This window comes from Cupriavidus plantarum, assembly GCF_905397285.1.
GTDB lineage: Bacteria > Pseudomonadota > Gammaproteobacteria > Burkholderiales > Burkholderiaceae > Cupriavidus > Cupriavidus plantarum.
The window spans coordinates 34,040-50,869 of the sequence record NZ_CAJPUX010000007.1 but is presented as its reverse complement, the minus strand read 5'-3'; the positions used below and the strand labels follow the sequence as shown (position 1 = coordinate 50,869).

The 16,830-nt window shown below is 65.2% G+C and carries 18 protein-coding genes; 2 read left to right on the top strand and 16 right to left on the bottom strand.

Features of this window, described 5'->3' with window-relative positions; genetic code table 11:
- Positions 1-3: 3 nt before the first annotated feature.
- From lepA to KHP16_RS24260, 13 genes are all read right to left on the bottom strand, one after another.
- Positions 4-1,797 carry a translation elongation factor 4 gene (lepA, locus tag KHP16_RS24320; RefSeq protein ID WP_109580564.1) on the bottom strand — a complete coding sequence of 598 codons (1,794 nt, stop codon included), beginning with the start codon at positions 1,795-1,797 and terminating at the stop codon, positions 4-6.
- Between the two features lie 300 nt (positions 1,798-2,097).
- On the bottom strand, positions 2,098-3,564 hold the full coding sequence (locus tag KHP16_RS24315) for a DegQ family serine endoprotease (protein WP_375153789.1): 1,467 nt from the start codon (positions 3,562-3,564) through the stop codon (positions 2,098-2,100).
- Between the two features lie 134 nt (positions 3,565-3,698).
- On the bottom strand, positions 3,699-4,784 hold the full coding sequence (locus KHP16_RS24310) for a MucB/RseB C-terminal domain-containing protein (RefSeq protein WP_109582603.1): 1,086 nt from the start codon (positions 4,782-4,784) through the stop codon (positions 3,699-3,701).
- An 8-nt stretch (positions 4,785-4,792) separates the two neighbouring features.
- Complete coding sequence (locus KHP16_RS24305; RefSeq protein WP_109580562.1) at positions 4,793-5,449, bottom strand: sigma-E factor negative regulatory protein; 657 nt, start codon at positions 5,447-5,449, stop codon at positions 4,793-4,795.
- A gap of 104 nt (positions 5,450-5,553) precedes the next feature.
- Positions 5,554-6,153: an RNA polymerase sigma factor RpoE gene (rpoE, locus tag KHP16_RS24300; protein WP_109580561.1), complete on the bottom strand. Its 600-nt coding sequence runs from the start codon at positions 6,151-6,153 to the stop codon at positions 5,554-5,556.
- Positions 6,154-6,367: 214 nt separating this feature from the next.
- Entirely contained in the window at positions 6,368-7,600 is a 1,233-nt protein-coding gene (gene fabF / locus KHP16_RS24295) for a beta-ketoacyl-ACP synthase II (protein ID WP_109580560.1), read from the bottom strand.
- A 152-nt stretch (positions 7,601-7,752) separates the two neighbouring features.
- Positions 7,753-7,992, bottom strand: a complete 240-nt coding sequence (gene acpP, locus KHP16_RS24290; protein ID WP_008644813.1) for an acyl carrier protein — start codon at positions 7,990-7,992, stop codon at positions 7,753-7,755.
- Between the two features lie 171 nt (positions 7,993-8,163).
- A complete protein-coding gene (gene fabG / locus KHP16_RS24285; RefSeq protein ID WP_115952583.1) occupies positions 8,164-8,913 on the bottom strand; it encodes a 3-oxoacyl-ACP reductase FabG in 750 nt (249 codons plus the stop codon).
- A 22-nt stretch (positions 8,914-8,935) separates the two neighbouring features.
- Entirely contained in the window at positions 8,936-9,865 is a 930-nt protein-coding gene (gene fabD / locus KHP16_RS24280; RefSeq protein WP_109580558.1) for an ACP S-malonyltransferase, read from the bottom strand.
- A 25-nt stretch (positions 9,866-9,890) separates the two neighbouring features.
- The gene (locus KHP16_RS24275) at positions 9,891-10,871 is read right to left on the bottom strand and encodes a beta-ketoacyl-ACP synthase III (protein ID WP_109580557.1); all 981 of its coding nucleotides are present in this window, start codon (positions 10,869-10,871) and stop codon (positions 9,891-9,893) included.
- Between the two features lie 61 nt (positions 10,872-10,932).
- Positions 10,933-12,012 (bottom strand): phosphate acyltransferase PlsX, encoded by a 1,080-nt coding sequence (gene plsX / locus KHP16_RS24270; protein ID WP_109580556.1) that lies wholly within the window; start codon positions 12,010-12,012, stop codon positions 10,933-10,935.
- 138 nt (positions 12,013-12,150) lie between these two features.
- Positions 12,151-12,330 carry a 50S ribosomal protein L32 gene (gene rpmF / locus KHP16_RS24265; protein WP_109580555.1) on the bottom strand — a complete coding sequence of 60 codons (180 nt, stop codon included), beginning with the start codon at positions 12,328-12,330 and terminating at the stop codon, positions 12,151-12,153.
- 118 nt (positions 12,331-12,448) lie between these two features.
- Positions 12,449-13,072, bottom strand: a complete 624-nt coding sequence (locus KHP16_RS24260) for a YceD family protein (protein WP_109580554.1) — start codon at positions 13,070-13,072, stop codon at positions 12,449-12,451.
- 179 nt (positions 13,073-13,251) lie between these two features.
- Between KHP16_RS24260 and KHP16_RS24255 the strand changes: the two genes are divergently transcribed.
- Entirely contained in the window at positions 13,252-13,878 is a 627-nt protein-coding gene (locus tag KHP16_RS24255) for a Maf-like protein (protein ID WP_211961307.1), read from the top strand.
- Entirely contained in the window at positions 13,875-14,606 is a 732-nt protein-coding gene (locus tag KHP16_RS24250; protein WP_109580552.1) for an SAM-dependent methyltransferase, read from the top strand. Before KHP16_RS24255 ends, KHP16_RS24250 begins: the two co-directional genes overlap by 4 nt.
- Positions 14,607-14,617: 11 nt before the next feature.
- Here the strand turns inward: KHP16_RS24250 and KHP16_RS24245 are convergent, their stop codons facing one another.
- From KHP16_RS24245 to KHP16_RS24235, 3 genes are read right to left on the bottom strand one after another with little or no spacing between them, the layout of a single operon-like run.
- On the bottom strand, positions 14,618-15,766 hold the full coding sequence (locus tag KHP16_RS24245; protein WP_109580551.1) for a S49 family peptidase: 1,149 nt from the start codon (positions 15,764-15,766) through the stop codon (positions 14,618-14,620).
- Entirely contained in the window at positions 15,763-16,167 is a 405-nt protein-coding gene (locus KHP16_RS24240; protein ID WP_109582602.1) for a Rieske (2Fe-2S) protein, read from the bottom strand. The genes KHP16_RS24245 and KHP16_RS24240 overlap by 4 nt, the downstream gene beginning before the upstream one ends.
- Positions 16,160-16,819: an HAD-IA family hydrolase gene (locus KHP16_RS24235; protein WP_109580550.1), complete on the bottom strand. Its 660-nt coding sequence runs from the start codon at positions 16,817-16,819 to the stop codon at positions 16,160-16,162. Before KHP16_RS24235 ends, KHP16_RS24240 begins: the two co-directional genes overlap by 8 nt.
- Positions 16,820-16,830 lie beyond the last annotated feature (11 nt).

The window sequence follows — 16,830 nt, the reverse complement described above, 5'->3', positions numbered from 1 at the left end:
CGCTTACTTGTCGTCGACCTGCAGGATCGCGAGGAACGCCTCCTGCGGAATCTCGACGGTACCCACCTGCTTCATGCGCTTCTTGCCGGCCTTCTGCTTTTCCAACAGCTTCTTCTTCCGCGAGATATCGCCGCCGTAGCACTTGGCCAGCACGTTCTTGCGCAGCGCCTTGACGTTCTCGCGCGCGATGATGTTCGAGCCGATGGCCGCCTGGATGGCCACGTCGTACATCTGGCGCGGAATGATCTCGCGCATCTTCGCCGCGACCTCGCGGCCGCGATACTGCGAGTTCGAACGGTGCACGATCACGGACAGCGCATCGACCTTGTCGCTGTTGATCAGGATATCCACCTTCACCACGTCCGACGGCCGGTATTCCTTGAACTCGTAGTCCATCGACGCATAACCGCGCGACACCGACTTCAGCCGATCGAAGAAGTCGAGCACGATTTCGGCCATGGGGATTTCGTACGTGAGCTGCACCTGCTTGCCGTGGTAGCTCATGTTGATCTGCGTGCCGCGCTTCTGCGTGCACAGCGTGATCACGGAACCCACGTAGTCCTGCGGCATGTACAGATTGACGGTGACGATCGGCTCGAGAATTGCCTCGATCTTGCTCGGATCGGGCATCTTGGCCGGGTTCTCGACGGTCACCATCGAGCCGTCGCGCAGTTGCACCTGATAGACCACGGTCGGCGCCGTCGTGATCAGGTCCATGTCGAACTCGCGCTCGAGGCGTTCCTGCACGATCTCCATGTGCAGCAGGCCCAGGAAGCCGCAGCGGAAACCGAAGCCTAGCGCCTGCGAGACTTCCGGCTCGAACTGCAGCGAGGCGTCGTTGAGGCGCAGTTTCTCGAGCGACTCGCGCAGGGCTTCGTACTGGTTCGATTCCACCGGATAGAGGCCCGCGAACACCTGCGGCTTCACCTCCTTGAAACCCGGCAGCGGCGCTTCGGCCTTGCGCGTGGTGGTGGTAATCGTGTCGCCCACCTTCGCGGACTTCAGTTCCTTGATGCCGGCGATGACGAATCCGACCTGGCCCGCCGACAGCGAGTCGCGCTGGATCGACTTCGGCGAGAACACGCCGACCTGTTCGACCAGATGCTGCGCGCCCGTCGCCATCAGCAGGACCTTGTCCTTGGTGCGCAGCGTGCCGTTGACCACGCGCACGAGCATCACCACGCCCACGTAGTTGTCGAACCACGAGTCGATGATCAATGCCTGCAGCGGCGCGGTGGGATCGCCCTCGGGCGGCGGCACCTTGGCGATCAGCGCCTCGATGACATCTTCCACGCCCTGCCCCGTCTTGGCCGAGCAAGGCGTCGCATCCTGCGCGTCGATCCCGATCACGTCCTCGATCTCCTGGATCGCGTTCGCGGGATCGGCCTGCGGCAGATCGATCTTGTTGAGCACGGGCACCACTTCCACGCCGAGTTCGATCGCGGTGTAGCAGTTGGCAACGGTCTGGGCTTCCACACCCTGCGACGCATCGACGACGAGCAGCGCGCCTTCGCAGGCGGACAGCGAGCGGCTGACTTCGTAGCTGAAGTCGACGTGCCCCGGCGTGTCGATGAGGTTCAGGTTGTACACCTCGCCGTTGCGCGCCTTGTAGGTCAGGGCGGCGGTCTGCGCCTTGATCGTGATGCCGCGCTCCTTCTCGATGTCCATCGAGTCGAGCACCTGCGCTTCCATCTCGCGATCGGAAAGCCCCCCGCAAAGCTGAATGATCCGGTCGGCCAGGGTAGATTTCCCATGGTCGATGTGGGCAATGATCGAGAAATTACGGATATGGTCCATCAAAAGTTCAGGGAAGCGTGGCGTGACCTCGCGGCCGGCCGAGGCGGTGTTATGCCTCGGTGTTATGCCTGAGTGTTAGGCCTGGATTAGGCCCGGATGTCGAGCGGGATTGCCCCGGGCCGGTATCGCGCGGGTTGGCGGCGCGGTTCTCGCGGGCCAAACCGGGATTTTACCGGATTTTCAAAGGGTTCCGTGACATCAAATGGTGTCGCGCCCCGGCACCCGGGTGGCGCGCGCAACACTCCCGCACCATCCGGCCCCAAAGAAAAACGTCGCGCCCGGGAGCGCGACGTTTGCGGCTTAGCGAGCCTGCCCGTTCGGGCGTAGCGTCAGTACCTGCGTCGCGTCGCCGCGGCGCACGAAGATCGCCACGATGCGGCTCTTGTCTAGCGACTTGACCATGTCGTTGAACTGGCGCGCGCCGGTCACGTCGGTATCGCCCAGGCGCAGGATGACGTCGCCCGGACGGATGCCGGCACGCAGCGCCGGACCATCGGCCGTCTCGACTTCCACGCCCGACTTGACCTTCATCTCCTTGAGGCGCGCCTCCGGGATGTCGTTCACGACCAGACCCAGCGCGTTCGGCTTCGGCGCCGGCGTGGCGCCATCATCGCCGCCCCGCTTGTCGCCGCCCTTCGAGCGCGCGGTCTTCGCGCTATCCGGCTCGAGCTCGGCCACGGTGATCGTCACGTCGCGCGTCTGGCCCTTGCGCCAGAATTGCAGCGGTACACGCGTGCCGGGCTTCGTGTCGCCGACCATGCGCGGCAGATCCGACGCCTTCTCGATATCGCGGCCGTTGAACTTCAGGATGATGTCGCCGGCCTCGATGCCCGCCTTTTCCGCGGGGCCACCGGGCTCCACGCTGCCGACCAGCGCGCCGCGCGCGCGGCCCAGGCCCAGCGAGTCGGCCACTTCCTTCGTCACGTCGCCGATCGCCACCGCGATCCGCCCACGCGTCACCTTGCCGGACGTCTTCAGTTGCTCCACCACGCGCATCGCCTCGTCGATCGGAATCGCGAACGAGATGCCCATATAGCCGCCGCTGCGGCTGTAGATCTGGGAGTTGATGCCAATGACCTCACCGCGCAGGTTGATCAGCGGACCGCCGGAATTACCGGGGTTCACCGCCACGTCGGTCTGGATGAACGGCAGGTAGTCGCCGGTATCGCGGCCCTTGGCCGAGACGATGCCCGCGGTCACGCTGTTGTCGAGCCCGAACGGCGAACCGATAGCCAGTACCCACTCGCCCGGCCGGATCTTGTCCGAGTCGCCGAGCGTCAGGCGCGGCAGGCCGGTGGCTTCCAGCTTGATCAGCGCCACGTCGGTCCGCTTGTCGGAGCCGATCAGCTTGGCCTTGAACTCGCGCTTGTCCGGCAGCGTCACGTAGATGGTCTCGGCATCGGCCACCACGTGGGCGTTGGTCATCACGTAACCGTCCTGGCTGATGATGAAGCCCGACCCCACGCCACGACTCTGCTCTTCACCCTGCGGCGGCTGACCGCGGCGCGGCGTGTTGCCACCGCCCGGCGGCGTCGGCTGGCCGGGCATGGGCACACCGAAGAAGCGGCGGAAGAACTCGGCCATCTCGTCATCGTCGGGCGTACCGTTGCCGCGCGCGCGGACGCGCTCGGTGGTGCGGATGTTCACGACGGCGGGGCTCGCCTTCTCCACCAGATCGGTGAAGTCCGGCAAGTTGTAGTTCGATGCCGCAGCCTGGGCGTGGCCGGACATGGAAACGCCCGGACCCAGCACGAGCATGGCCACCATGACCATGGTTCGCACCACGGATGGAGATTTCATCATCATCGACGGCTCCCGGAATTGCAGCGAGAAAGGAATGCGGTGAAAAGACGTGCGGGGGATCCCCGGAGACGCTCCGCAATGGAACGTCTCAAACGGGTTCAGTGTACCGTCTTGGGCGGACGATATTCGACGGCGTTCGCGAATTGCTTGACCGTGGCGGCCGGCACCTCGCCGACGACAGTGATCCAGTAATCGGATACACGGCGCACGACTACCTGGGTCGCGCCGAGCGATGCCACGCCTTCGCGCCGCGTGCGTTGCTCCGACACGGGCTCGATGAAGATCGACAGACCGGTGAGGCCGTCGCTGTAGACGACCTGCAGCACCTCGAACACCTTGTCCTTGGCGTCCTTGCTGTCCTGCGCGGGCGCGCGGAGCTCGCCGAGCGGGCGGCGCACTTCACGAATCTTCTGGAAGCCCTTGATGGGCGTATTGATGGTCCACCCCTCGTCGGCCAGATTGGCCGGCTGGTAATTGACCTCGTAGTGATTCCAGGAACTGGCGTTCTTGATCGCCGTGAGAATACGCTGCTTCTCCGAGGGCACGCCGATATCGACCTGCGAGAACGCGACCTGCTCGAGGACCTTGCCGTGCTCGCCTAACGTCTGCGCGCGCATCAGCAGTCCCGAGTTCTTGTCCGCCCACAGGCGCACGGCATACCGGGCGCTGTCATGCGGTTCGAGCGCGAACACCTCGCACTCGACGCCCGCCACGCGCTCCGCCGGCAGCTTGCGCATGTCGTACAGATCGAGCACGTCGGTCTTGTTCGTCGCGAGCAGTGCCGGGAAGCGATCCTTCGCTTCCTGCTTCTCCACGACGACGAGCTTCGCTTCGGGGATCAGGCTGTGCACGACGTCGTTCTGCCGCAGCACTTCACGCGGCTTGCCGTCGAGCGTCTCGAGACGTTCGTACTCGTTGTGCACGAGATCGCTGTAGTGCTGGATGCGCGAGGCGTGCATGACGCTGCCGCGCTGATAGATCAGCGTGCCAGCGTAGTTCTCGCGCTGCGCCGCGCGGTGGATCTTGTTGAGCCACGCGGTAGCGTCGCGGCGGTTCAGCGTGCTGTCCGACGGCTGCGCAGTCGCTGCGGCAGCGGTCAGACACAAGGCCAGAAAAAAGGACCTGCGCAGGCCCTTCATTCCGTATCCGCCCGCTACGTTGGCAGGCGTGTGTCCTTTATGCATGTCCGGCATTATTCCTGCGAATTATCCTGGGTGAAATTGGCGCCGTTAGCCACCGTGCGCATGGTGGGCACGACGGCATCGGTCGCCACCGACGTACGGTGGGCGCGCAGGTATTCGTCGAGGCGCGGATCGCGGATCATCTGCGAGCTTTCGGCAGCGACCGTGACGAGCGCACCGCCCGCTGCGGGCTTGGCGGCGACGGATTGCACAGCCGGCTGTTCCGCGCGGGCCACCACGGCATCGGGCGCGCCCAGATCGGCGGGACCGCGCATCTGCGGCACGACAACCCAGCTCACCGCGGCCACGGCGGCGGCGATCGCCGTACCGGGCATCACGCGGCGCACCCACGACGGGCGCACGAGCATGCGCTGGCGGCTTGCCGCGGCCACCGCGGGAACCAGCACGTGCGGCTCGGCGTCCAGCGTTGCGGAAAACCGCGCGAGGAACGCATCGGTCGAACCGGCATGCGTGAGTTCCTCGGACCGCAGGGCATCGCCAATCAGCTGATAGGTGGACCAGTCGGCCATCCCGGTGTCGCCCTTGGCGAGCGCCAGCACTGCATCGACTTCGTTCGGCGCCAGCTCGCCGTCCATCAACACGGAGATTTGCTCCGATGCTTCCATTACCTGTACTGCATGAACCGACTGCTTATGAGCCTGACCCATTTCCAACCCCAAGAAATTCCATTGAACACCGATAAATCCCGTACTACTGCTTGTCGTTTATCGATGCAGGAATAGGCTGCAACGCTGGCTGCACGACATTCTTCTTACCATCGCTTGCCCTCTGCCGTTCCCAGCAGGGGCCGCAACTTCTCGGCAATGGCTTCCCGCGCGCGGAAGATCCGCGAGCGCACCGTGCCGATCGGGCACCCCATCGCCTCGGAGATCTCCTCGTAGCTGAGGCCCTCGATCTCCCGCAGGGTGATGGCGGTACGCAATTCCTCCGGCAACGCTTCCATGGCGCGGTTGACCGTCTCGGCCACCTGGCGCGTATGGAGCATCGACTCCGGCGTATTGATATCCCTTAGTTGTTCACCGTCCGCAAAAGTTTCAGCCTCTTCGGCGTCAATATCGCTGGAGGCCTCCGGACGTCGGCCCTGGGTCGCCAGGTAGTTCTTGGCAGTATTGACCGCAATCCGGTACAGCCACGTGTAGAAAGCGGATTCGCCCCGGAATTGGGGCAAGGCGCGATATGCCTTGATAAAGGCATCCTGCGCCACATCCTCCACTTCGGCGGGGTCCCTGACGAGGCGCGAAATCAGGCGAATGATCTTGCGGTGGTACTTGGCCACCAGCAATTCAAATGCCCGTTTGTCGCCCTGCTGGACGCGTTCAACAAGAAGCTGATCGGCTTCGCGTTCGCTCACGAATGGTTCACCTGCAGTGTATCTCTTGGTTTCGTCGTCACGACAAGCGTTGTATTTTACCTACGTTCGCGAAACTGCCGTGTGTTGCGCAGCGCATCTTGTGACCATCACTGCGCAAGAAACGTTCCTTGGACGTGATGCGCGCGTCGCGCGGGGAAAGGGTTGCACGCGGCGCGCCCCGTACGGGGGCGCCGGCGTGCGGACAGGCGCGGTGTCAGACGCGCTTGAAGACAAGCGTGCCGTTGGTGCCGCCAAAACCGAAGTTGTTCTTCACGGCCACGTCGATCTTCATCTCACGGGCCGTGTTCGGCACGTAGTCGAGATCGCACTCCGGATCCTGATTGACCAGGTTGATGGTCGGCGGCGATACCTGGTTGTGGATCGCCAGCACCGTGAAGACCGACTCGAGACCGCCGGCACCGCCCAGCAGGTGGCCGGTCATCGACTTGGTCGAGTTCACGGCCAGCTTGTAGGCGGCATCGCCGAACGCGAGCTTGATCGCATCGGACTCGTTCTTGTCGCCCAGCGGCGTGGACGTGCCATGCGCGTTCAGGTAATGCACCTCGTCCGGATTGACGCCGGCATCCTTCAGCGCGTTGACCATGCAGCGGCGCGGACCGTCCGTGTTCGGCGCGGTCATGTGGAATGCATCGCCGCTCATGCCGAAGCCGGTCAGCTCCGCATAGATGCGCGCGCCGCGCGCCTTCGCATGCTCGTACTCCTCGAGCATCAGCACGCCGGCACCCTCGCCCAGCACGAAGCCGTCGCGATCCTTGTCCCACGGACGCGAGGCGCCCGCCGGATCGTCGTTACGCGTCGACAGCGCGCGGGCCGCGGCGAAGCCGCCGATACCCAGCGGGGAAACCGTCGATTCGGCACCGCCCGCGAGCATCGCGTCCGCGTCGCCATACTGGATCAGGCGCGCGGCCAGGCCAATGCTGTGCAGGCCGGTCGTGCACGCCGTGACGGCCGCGATGTTCGGGCCCTTCACGCCGTGGATGATCGACAGGTGACCCGAGATCATGTTGATGATCGAGCCCGGCACGAAGAACGGCGAGATACGGCGCGGGCCGCGATTGGCCAGCACCATCTGCGTGTCTTCGATCATCGGCAGGCCGCCGATGCCGGAGCCGACCAGCACGCCGATACGCTCGGCGTTGGCTTCCGTTACCTCCAGGCCGCTGTCGCGCAGCGCCTGGCTACCCGCCGCAATGCCGTAATGGATGAACGTATCCATGTTCCGGGCTTCCTTCGCGGGGATGTAATCCTCGGCGTTGAAACCCTTCACTTCACCGGCAAAATGACAGGCGAAAGGAGTCGGATCGAATTTGGTAATGGTGGCGATGCCGGACTTGCCGGCAACCAGATTGGCCCAGCCTTCGGCGACCGTGTTTCCAACCGGAGACACAAGGCCAAGCCCAGTGACGACGACGCGACGACGGCTCACTATCTTTTCCTACGAGGTGCGTGAAGCGAAACGAAATCTCGCTTCATCGAACAGACGAAAGCCACAGAAAGCAGCTTGACGGACCGGACTGGCCGGCCGCCGTGCCTTCTGTGGCTCGAATGAATACCGAGACGGCAGCAGAGACGACAGGCTTAGGCCTTGACGTGTGCGGTAGCGTAGTCGATCGCTTGTTGCACCGTCGTGATCTTCTCGGCTTCCTCGTCCGGAATCTCCATGCCGAATTCATCTTCCAACGCCATCACGAGTTCAACCGTGTCCAGCGAGTCGGCGCCGAGATCGTTCACGAACGACGATTCGTTCTTGATGTCTGCCTCGGCCACGCCAAGCTGTTCAGCCACGATTTTCTTGACGCGTTGTTCGATATTGTCCATGTAACCCTCCAGGGAAGTTCGACAAAAAGTGGGCGCATTTTAGCAGGTTTGGACCGCAAAAAATCCGCTTAGCGGTCTTTGCAAGAATCGCGCCCGTTTGGTTTGAAAAACGACTGCTACGGCCGGCTTCGGATGGCTTCTCCCTCGAAGCCGGTAAGCCGGTTAATTCAATCAGTTCATGTACATGCCGCCGTTCACGTGCAGCGTGGTGCCCGTGATATAGGCGGCCTGCGGACCGGCCAGGAACGTCACCGCGTGCGCGATGTCTTCCGGCTGACCCAGACGGCCGAGCGGGATCTGCGACTTCAGCGCGGCGTGCTGCTCTTCCGACAGGACCTTGGTCATGTCGGTATCGATGAAGCCCGGCGCCACGCTGTTGACCGTGACGTTGCGGCTGCCGATCTCGCGCGCGAGCGCGCGGGTCATGCCCTCCACGCCGGCCTTCGCCGCCGCGTAGTTCATCTGGCCCGGGTTGCCGGTCGAGCCGACCACCGAGGTGATATTGATGATGCGGCCGCCGCGCGCCTTCATCATCGGGCGCAGCACCGCGCGCGACAGGCGGAAGACGGCCGTCAGGTTCGTGTCGATGACGTTGATCCAGTCCTCGTCCTTCATGCGCATGGCCAGCTGGTCCTGCGTGATGCCGGCATTGTTCACCAGCACGTTCAGGCCGCCATGCGTCTTCACGATGTCTTCGATCAGCGACTCGCAGCGCGCGGCGTCGTTGACGTTGAGCACCGCGCCGTTGCCCTTGAGGCCCTCGGCGGCGAGATATTCACCGATCGCCGCTGCGCCGGCCTCGCTCGTGGCGGTGCCGATCACGTGGGCGCCCTGACGCGCGAGTTCGATCGCGATGGCGCGGCCGATGCCGCGCGAGGCGCCGGTGACCAGCGCAACCTGATTGTCGAGAAGCTTGCTCATCTTGCGTTCGTTGTTGCGTGGATTATTTCAGCAGCGCCAGCGTGTCCTGGAGCGAGGCGGGATCGAAGATCGCGCCGCCGACAAGGTTGCCGTCGATACGCTTGGTCATGCCGGCCAGCACCTTGCCCGGACCGCATTCGATCACGTGCGTCGCGCCTTCGGCGGCGATCTTCTGCACGCACTCGACCCAGCGCACCGGTGCGGCGGCCTGGCGCACGAGCGCGTCCTTGATCTGTTCGGGATCGCTGACGATGGCCACATCGACGTTGTTCACCAGCGGAATCTGCGGCGTGGAGAACGTCAGCGTCGCCATGCGCTCCTTGAGGCGGTCCGAAGCGGGCTTCAGCAGTGACGAGTGGAACGGCGCGGACACCGGCAGCGGCAGCGCGCGCTTGGCGCCCTTGGCCTTCGCGATCTCGCACGCGCGCTCGACGGCGCCCTTGTGGCCCGCGATCACGACCTGCGACGGCGCGTTGAAGTTGACGGCCTCGACCACGCCCGCCGATGCGGCTTCCGCGCAGGCGGCGCGCACGTCGTCATCGGACAGGCCGAGGATCGCGGCCATGCCGCCCTCGCCCACGGGCACGGCTTCCTGCATGGCCTGCGCGCGGAAACGCACGAGCGGTACGGCGTCGGCAAACGGGATCACCCCCGCAGCGACCAGCGCCGAGTATTCGCCAAGGCTGTGACCGGCCACCAGCGCCGGACGCGGACCGCCGGCGTCGAGCCATGCACGGTACACGGCCACCGCGGCGGTCAGCATGACCGGTTGCGTATTGGTGGTGAGGTTCAGTTCTTCAGCCGGACCTTCCGCGATCAAGCGGCCGATGTCCTGGCCCAGCGCGGCGGAGGCTTCCTCCAGCGTCGCGCGCACGACGGCGTTGTCGGCGAAGCCATTGAGCATGCCCACTGCCTGCGAACCCTGGCCGGGAAATACGAATGCGAATGTCATCGGTGATTCTTTCCTAGATTCGTGCTTACATGCGGAGCAGGACCGCACCCCACGTGAACCCGCCGCCCACGCCTTCCATCAGCACCGTCTGACCGGGCTTGATGCGGCCGTCGCGCACCGCGACGTCGAACGCGAGCGGAATCGACGCGGCCGAAGTATTGCCGTGCTCGTGCACCGTGGCAACCATACGGTCGTTGGAGAGCCCCAGCTTCTTCGTGGTGCCCTGCATGATGCGGATGTTGGCCTGGTGCGGCACGACCCAGTCGATCTGCTCCGGCTGCATCTCGGCCAGCGCGATCGCTTCGCGCGCCACCTTGTCGAGCACCGTCACGGCCAGCTTGAACACCGCCTGGCCGTCCATGTGCAGGAAGGCGTTGCCGGTGATGCTGCCGCCCGAGACGTTGCCCGGCACGCAGAGGATGTCCACGTGACTGCCGTCCGAATGCATGGCCGACGACAGAATGCCCGGCTCGTCGGAGGCCGTCAGCACCACGGCGCCCGCGCCGTCGCCGAACAGCACGCACGTCGTGCGGTCGGTGAAATCGAGCAGGCGCGAGAATACCTCGGTGCCGATGACAAGCACGTTGCGGTGCGAGCCGCTGCGAATGAACTTGTCCGCCGTCGCCAGCGCGTACACAAAGCCCGAACACACGGCCTGCATGTCGAAGGCCGCGCAGTTGTTGGTGATGCCGAGCTTGTTCTGCACGAGGCAGGCCGTGCTCGGGAACACGAAATCGGGCGTGGACGTGGCGACGATGATCAGGTCGATGTCCTGACGATCGAGCCCCGCAGCCTCGATCGCGCGCTCGGCGGCCTTGACCGCGAGGTCGCTGGCCGTGACATCGGGTTCGGCCCAGTGGCGCGCCGAAATGCCGCTACGCGTGACGATCCATTCGTCGCTGGTCTCGATGCCCTTTTCCGCGAGCTGGGCAGCCAGTTCCTGGTTCGTGACGCGCCGCGGGGGCAGGTAGCTCCCGGTACCGATGATTTTTGCGTACTTGGTCATGTAGTTCGGATCGTGAGGTCCGGGCCGCGGCTACCGCCGCGCACCTGGCCGGCGCGGCATGTCAGGCGGCATGCTGGCTGGAATGAGGATCGGGCGAGTTTGTCTCCGGGCCGCCGGGCGGGCTGCTCGTGGCGCCAGCCTTGTTGGCAAAAGCCTTGGCGATGCGTTCGATGACGCCGTTACTGGCGGCATCATACCCGCGTTTGATCGCCCATTCAAAAGAGCGGGCGTCGGCCGAACCGTGGCTCTTGATCACGAGGCCGCGCAGGCCGAGCAGCGACGCGCCGTTGTGGCGGGCCGGGTCGAGCCGGCTGGCAAGGCGCTTGAGCACCGGCATCGCGATGGCGGCCAGCAACTTGGTGAACCAGGAACGGGTGAACTCGTCCTTGATCATGCCGCCGATCATCTTCGCCAGCCCTTCGCTGCTCTTGAGCGCGACGTTGCCGACGAAGCCGTCGCAGACGACGATATCGGTGGTGCCCTTGAAGATGTCGTTGCCCTCGACGTTGCCGTAGAAATTGAGCTCGGAGGCGCGAAGCAGTTCGCCCGCGGCCTTGACCACTTCATTGCCCTTGATCACTTCCTCGCCGATATTCAGCAGGCCCACCGTGGGGTGCGCCTTGTGATCGACGACGGCGACCATCGCCTCGGCCATGCGCGCGAACTGCAGCAGATGCTCCGGTTCGCAATCGGCATTGGCGCCGAGGTCGAGCACGGTGGTTCCCCAACCCTGCTCGTTCGGAATCGTGGTGGCGATGGCGGGACGCTCGATACCTTCGAGCGTCTTCAGCACGTAACGCGAGACCGCCATCAATGCGCCGGTATTGCCGGCGGAAATGCAGGCCCCCGCATGGCCTTCCTTGACCTGCGTCACGGCGACGCGCATCGAGGAATCCTTCTTCTTGCGGAGCGCGACTTCCACCGGATCATCCATCGTGATGACTTCGGTGGCGGCCACGACTTTCACGCGCGGGTGATCCTGCGCATGCAGCTTTTTCAGCTGCGCTTCGATGGCGTCGGGCAGGCCGACCAGCACCATCTCGGCATCGTCGTGACGGGATAGAAAACTGATCGCTGCGGGCACGGTCACGGACACGCCGTGATCGCCGCCCATGCAGTCGATGGCGAGCTTGATCGTCATTGTTTCCTGATACGGAAAACGCGCTGCCGGCGTGGAGGTCGAGCGCCCAACAAAAAAGCGGCAACGAGCTTGCCGCTTTCCTGTTTCATTCCTGACAACGCGCGCGAGCGAGACGCAGGGTCACGCCGGACGACTTGATCAGTCGTTCTTGGTCTTGATGACCTTGCGACCACGGTAGTAGCCGTTCGGGCTGACGTGGTGACGCAGATGCGCTTCGCCGGTGGTCGGCTCGACAGCCAGGGGCGCAGCCTGCAGATGGTCGTGCGAACGGTGCATGCCGCGCTTGGACGGCGACTTCTTGTTCTGTTGAACAGCCATGATGACTCCTTCGAGAATTTTGCGATATTAACACACACGCACCCTGCACAAGGCGTAGCCGGGGCCCGGCCGGGTGCTTCAACTTACTACCCTCCAACTGACGGCGCCGATACTTCGATCAGTGCTTCGTCGTCTTCAGGCCAGCCAGCGCCGCGAAGGGCGATGGCCGCTTTTCCTCTTCGGGCGGAGCTTCCGGCTCCACCTCACCGTCCGCGCCGGTCACGAGCGACTCGTGCACGGTCGGACAAACTGCATGCTTCGGCGCGACCGGCATGGCCAGCAGCACCTCGTCCTCGATCAGCGCCAGCAGCGAGAACCGGCGCGAACCGACGATCACGTCCACGTCTTCGTCCTCGTCGGGTACGGCGTCCGCCTCTTCCTCGCTGGCCATGATCTCGAAACGCATATCGGTTTCGATCGGCTCGGCAAATGCCGCGAGGCAACGCTGGCAATCCTGCCAGACCCGGCCAGCCGTGGTCACATCGAGGAACAGCCGCTGAACCGCCGCCGTGCCGGGTTCCGCCGCATCTTCCTGGACAAAGCCCTGGACCGTGTAACGGATCGCCTCGTCGGCCGCCGTCGCTGGCGCGTCCTCGGCCGTCTCGGCTAAGATGCGCGGCAAATCGCGTACCGCGATCTCGCCTTCCGCGCTGCCGCCTTTGCGGCAAAACGCGAAGATGTCGATCTCGCGCAAATCGAAGTCAGCGACGTTCGCAGTGACATTCGCGGTCGATGGAGTCATGTCGATCTCCTGCAGATCTCTGCCATACGCGAGCAGCTAAACGCGCGATTATACGACGCTTTTGGCCGCGCGGCAAAGTTTACGGAACAACCCGCCGGATAAACCGCCGAGCAAACCGATCTGACCCGACCGACCGACGACCGTTCCCTCTTTCCCTTTTGCTTCAAATAGTTACTCATATGCCACACTCCTCGCGGCCCCTACTGATCCTCGGCTCGAGTTCGCCCTACCGGCGCGAATTACTGACGCGTCTGCGCGTGCCCTTCGAGGTGGCCGTGCCCGATATCGACGAGACACCGCTCGCCGACGAAACGCCCGAAGCCACCGCGCTGCGGCTGGCGCGGCGCAAGGCGGAGGCGATCGCCGCACAGCTTCCTGGAGCGTCGGGGGCGTTGATCATCGGCTCGGACCAGGTCTGCACGCTGGACGGCGCGCAGCTCGGCAAACCCGGCGACCATGCGCGCGCGCTCGCGCAGTTGCAGCGCATGCGCGGCCGCACCGTCACCTTCCATTCCGCGCTGTGCCTGCTCGATGGCCGCACCGGGGACGCACAGGTCGCCGATATCCAGACGCGCGTGACGTTCCGCGACCTGCCCGACGCGGAGCTCGACGCCTACCTGCGCCTGGAGACGCCGTACGACGTAGCGGGCAGCGCCAAGGTGGAGGGGCTCGGCATCGCGCTGCTCGAGCGCGTGGAGTCGGACGACCCGACCGCGCTCATCGGCCTGCCGCTGATCGCGCTGACGGGCATGCTGCGCCGGGCCGGCTTTCCGCTGATCGACACGCCTGCCGGGAGCCAGCCATGAGCGGCATCCTCTATCTATTACCGAATACGCTCGGCAAGCGCGACGAATTCGATCCGCTGCCTGACGTGCTGCCCGCGGGCGTGCAGCAGATCACGGCGCGGCTCGACTACCTCGTGGCGGAAAACGCCAAGACGGCTCGTGCATTTCTGAAGAAGCTCGGCGAGACGTGCCCGTTAGCGAAACCGATCCAGCAGATCGAGATCCGGGAGCTCAACGTCAACACCCGGGCGGACGCGCTTGGCGCGCTGCTGGATCCGATCGCGGCGGGACGCGACGGCGGGCTGCTGTCGGAAGCCGGCGTGCCGGCCGTGGCCGATCCCGGCGCCGATCTGGTCCGCCTGGCGCATGCGCGCGGCGTGACGGTGCGCCCGCTGGTCGGGCCCTCTTCGATTCTGCTGGCGGTGATGGGCTCCGGCCTGAATGGCCAGAGCTTTGCCTTCAATGGCTATCTGCCCGTGGATCCGGACGATCGCGCGCGCCGGTTGCGGGAGCTGGAAGCGCGGTCGCGCAAGGATCGGCAGACCCAGGTGTGGATCGAGACGCCGTACCGCAACGGCGCGCTGCTGGAGGCACTGCGCCAGCATTGCGCCGGCACCACGCTGCTGTCGGTGGCCGTCGATCTGACGCTGCCGACCGAGTCGATCGTCACGCTGCCGCTCTCGGCGTGGACGCCGGAGCGGCTGGCACTGCACAAGCGGCCGGCGATATTTTCGCTGCTGGCCGGCTGAAGCAGGGTGGATCAGCGGAGGGCGTCCACGCGGGCGCCACCGAAGATCATCGCCTTCATCGCCGCGCTGCCCATGGCCGCGCCAAACCGCTTGGCCACGCGCTCGGCGATGTTCTCCTTGACCGTGTAGTCCACGATGTCCTCGGCCTTGAACAGGTCGCGCGCCACATAGTCGGCGCTGCCCAGGCCATCGGCAAGACCCAGCTCGACGGCACGCTCGCCCGACCAGAACAGGCCCGAGAACAGCTCCGGATCGCTCTTGAGGCGATCGCCGCGCCCTTCCTTCACCACGTTGATGAACTGCTGGTGAATCTCCTTGAGCATCGTCTCGGCATAGGCCTTCTGGCGCGGCACCTGCGGCGAGAACGGATCCAGCATGCCCTTGTTGGCGCCGGACGTGTACAGGCGACGCTCGATACCGAGCTTGTCCATCAGCCCGGTGAAGCCGAAGCCGTCCATCAGCACGCCGATCGAGCCGACGATGCTGGCCTTGTCCACGTAGATCTTGTCGGCGGAGGCCGCGACGTAGTAGCCGCCCGACGCGCAGATCTCCTCCACGACGACGTAGAACGGCTTGCCCGGATACAACGTGCGGAGGCGGTGGATCTCGTCGTTGATGATGCCGGCCTGCACGGGCGAGCCGCCCGGCGAATTGATCTTGAGGATCACGCCCGCCGCCGTGGTGTCGGCAAACGCCGCCTGCAGCGATGCGTTGATCGACTCGGCGCTGGCCGGCGTTCCCGCCGCGATCTCTCCCTCCAGCGTGACCATGGCCGTGTGGCGGCCGGACGTGCTCAGCGCGCCGTCGCCTTTGAAGTCGAAGACCGCGAACAGGATCAGCGCGAGGATGCCGAGCCCGATGAAACGGAAGAAGATGCGCCAGCGGCGCGCCGCCCGCTGCTCGCGCAGGGTGGCCATCAGCACGCGCTCCAGCACGTCCCGCTCCCAGCGCGCGCCCGGGGCGCCGTCGGCGCCGACCGGCGCGGTGCCGCCCTTGCCCGCCATGCGCGCGCGGCGGGCCTCGGCCTCGCGCCGCGCGGCTTCGTCGCCCGCGCGCAAGTCCTTCTCGAGCGGATGCTCGGCTTCGCGCGCCACATCCAGGCGCTCTGCGTCCGGCTGCGTACCTTGCGGATCGACCGGCGGTTTTTGCTGTTCAGTCATGCAATGGACTCATTGGGTTCGGGCGGAAAAAAAGGCGGCTCGGGCAGCCAGTAGACGCTGCCATCGCGTTCCTCTATCCGGAGTTTGGCCAGCGCGGCGCCCCGGCAAGGGCCGCCCACGCAATGGCCGGTGTCTGGCGCATAAACCGCGCCATGTGTCGCACACATCAAGTATAGGCCCGCGCTATCGAAAAACTGGCCTTCCTGCCAGTCCATCTCCATCGGCACGTGCGCGCACCGGTTCAGATAACCATGGGCCACGCCATCGTAGCGGATGACGAATGCGCCGACGTCGCGCATGGCGTCGCGCGCCGCCACGGCAACCGTGAACCGCACGCCGATGCCGCCATCGGCCAGCTCCCCGGACGCGCAGACGCGCCGCGCGCGATCCATGTCAGGCATGGGCCAGCAGCCACCCATGGAGGTCGTCGATCGACGTCGCGCAGTGGACCGGCGTCATCGCGCGCAGCGAATCGGCCGGATGGGCGCCGTAGCATACGCCGAGCCCGTGCGCGCCCGCGTTGACGGCCATCTGGAGGTCGTGTGTGGTGTCGCCGATCATGACCGTGCGTTCGACGTCCTGACCGAGTTCGCGCGTGAGTTCGTGCAGCATCGCGGGATGCGGCTTGGAGAACGTCTCGTCCGCGCACCGCGTGGCATCGAACAGCTTGCCGAGGCCCGTGGCGGCGAGCGCGCGGTCGAGCCCCGCGCGCGTCTTGCCGGTAGCTACGCCGAGGAAGTAATGCTCGGCGCGCAGCGCCTCCAGCATCTCCCGCACGCCGTCGAACAGCACGAGGTCCGCGTCGCGCGTCAGAAAGTGATAGCGGTAGCGCTCGGCCAGCTTCGGGTAGTCCGCGGGGTCGAGCGTCGGGACAGCGTACGACAGCGCATCCTTCAGGCCGAGGCCGATCACGTGGCTCGCGGCGCTGTCGTCAGGGACCGGCAGGCCGAGATCGCGGCTGGCCAGCTGGATGCATTTGGCGATGGTGGGCGTGGAATCCATGAGGGTTCCGTCCCAGTCGAAGACGATCAGGTCGAAGCGCTGCCTGGCCATTGGGATTGGGG